Genomic DNA, 241 nt, shown 5'->3' on the forward strand with positions numbered 1-241 from the left:
GTCCCCCGTCGCGGCAAGCCGCTCCCTCCTCCTTTATTTCGCTGCGCAGAGCGCCCCACCACCCCGATCCGGGAAGGTTGTTGGTATTCGGCCGTCGCGCGCCAACTCGGTCTCCCATGGATGCCGGATCGGAGTCCGGCATGACGCCCTTACTGCGTCTGCCGGTGCTTGCGCGGACGGCCGGCGAGGGCCTTGTCGTACAGCCAGTTGGGCAAGACGCGCAACAGCTTGGCGACCACGC

General features: G+C 67.6%; 1 pseudogene. It reads right to left on the reverse strand.

Annotated features, from left to right (window positions below):
* Window positions 1–149: 149 nt before the first annotated feature.
* Window positions 150–241 (reverse strand): annotated as a pseudogene (locus tag EEB15_RS34425) (short-chain dehydrogenase); the annotation flags it as partial.

Origin of the sequence: Ramlibacter sp. WS9 (genome assembly GCF_003797765.1) — a bacterium.
Lineage (GTDB): Bacteria > Pseudomonadota > Gammaproteobacteria > Burkholderiales > Burkholderiaceae_C > Ramlibacter.